The organism is Amycolatopsis sp. NPDC041971 (genome assembly GCF_055588925.1).
The window spans coordinates 144,079-145,971 of sequence record NZ_JBVJCE010000020.1; the positions used below are offsets into that span (position 1 = coordinate 144,079).

The 1,893-nt window shown below is 64.9% G+C and carries 1 protein-coding gene; it reads left to right on the plus strand.

Annotation, left to right across the window (positions count from 1 at the left end):
• Positions 1-573: 573 nt before the first annotated feature.
• Positions 574-1,770: an HNH endonuclease signature motif containing protein gene (locus ACZ6DT_RS32815; protein ID WP_465602577.1), complete on the plus strand. Its 1,197-nt coding sequence runs from the start codon at positions 574-576 to the stop codon at positions 1,768-1,770.
• Positions 1,771-1,893 lie beyond the last annotated feature (123 nt).

The window sequence follows — 1,893 nt, forward strand, 5'->3', positions numbered from 1 at the left end:
TGCGTTGCCGGGAAGCGGTGATGCTCTTGCGGTGGGTGCAAGATTCGGGGCTGTGTCTCGGGGTGGATGTTCATCGGCGATGTAGGGCCTTGGTGTCCTTGTCGGCTGGGCTTTGGTTGCCGAGAAACACGGACTGCTCCCTGAAGCATCGTTGCCGATAAACGGTAACGTCTCACGGCGGCGTCTTGATCCGGAGTTGTCGGTGACTGGTGGTGTGCCGGGTGGTGTTTCGTCGGGTGTTGGGTACTTCGTTGCCTGGGGGGCGTTTGAGGTGTTCCGTCGTGGTTGCGTTGCCGGGAAGCGGTGATGCTCTTGCGGTGGGTGCAAGATTCGGGGCTGTGTCTCGGGGTGGATGTTGGTCGGCGATGTAAGGTCTCGGTGTCCTTGTCGGCTGGGCTTTGGTTGACGAGAAGCACGGGTGGTGCTCCCTGAAGCATCGTTGCCGAAAATCGGCAACGCCTCAGCGCGGCGTCATGATCGAAAATTGTCGGTGGTCGGTCGTATGGTCGTCGGGTGGACACACACAGATCCGCGCCTGTGGCGCTACTCAAGGAGCTCACCGATCCGAGCGATTTGGAGTCGGTCAACGCTTCGATAGATTTGTTGTCCGACAACGATTCCGTCGCTGTCGCGCAAGCGGCCTCGGAGGGGATCGCCCGGCTTGAGGCGGTCCGGTTCCGGGCGCTGGCCCAGCTGAACCGGCATCGCGAGGGCGCGCGCAGCGTCACGCAAGAAGTTGCTTTGGCATTGTCCCTTATGGATAGTCATGCGGGTGCGATGGTCGCTGCCGCCGAAGCGTTGACCACCCGACTGCCACGCACCTTGAATCTGATGGACCAAGGAAAAGTGAGCGGCTTCGGCGCGATGAAGGTCGCCGCGGCCACGGCATGGCTGTCGGACGAAAACGCCAAGGCCGCCGATGCCCTGCTCGAGGAACGGTTGGAGGGAAGGAATTCCGACCAGATCCGGAAAGCGGCGAATCATGCGGCGATCACTGTCGACCGCGAAGGCGCCGACAAACGTGCCGAGCATCATCGCGAAGGCCGCCGTCTCACCGTGCGGCAGGGTGAGACTGGGGTGGCGTCGATCGAGGTCGAGGACGGACCCGCCGAGAAGGTCAACGCCGCCTATCTTCGGATAGACAGAGAGGCCAAAAAACTCAAGACCGGCGACGAAACCCGAACCCTGGATCAGCTGCGCGCGGACGTAGCGCTCGATCTCCTGCTCGGCGGCCAGGGTGGCACGAGCGAGCGTGCGGAAGTGTTCCTGTACATGGATCTGTGCACCTACCTCGGCCTCAACGACGACCCGGCGGAGATGGCCGGACACGGCCACCTCCCGGCGGCGTTGGCACGGCACATCGCGACCGGGCCGAACACCGTGCTACGCCGGATCATCACCGACCCGCTGTCCGGGCAGGTACTGGACCTCGGCCGGGATCGGTACCGTCCGACAGCCGGCGTCGGCGAGTTCGTCCGGGTGCGGGACCGTGAGTGCCGAAGAGCTGGCTGCGGCCGTCCCGCGCAGGCCTGCGATCTCGACCATTCGGTGCCGTGGCAGTTCGGCGGCGCCACCAACGCCGACGAGCTGATCGACCTCTGCCGCCGAGATCACCGGCTCAAAGACGAACCCGGCTGGATCTACCGCCTCGCTTCCGACGGCGCCCTGACCGTCACCACCCCGACCGGCCAGCGCTACGACAGCAGCCCGCCGCCACTTCACTCACCCCGCGCGCGAACCGCTCCGGCCGAGGAAGCTCCACCGTTCTGAGCCTCATTGCCGGAAAGTGGCGACGTCGCGTCGGCCCGAGCCGGTGAATGCACACCCCTTCGGCGGTCGTCACTTGCCGGGAAGCGGTGATGGTCATCGCGGCGATCCGGCAGTGCCGGAACG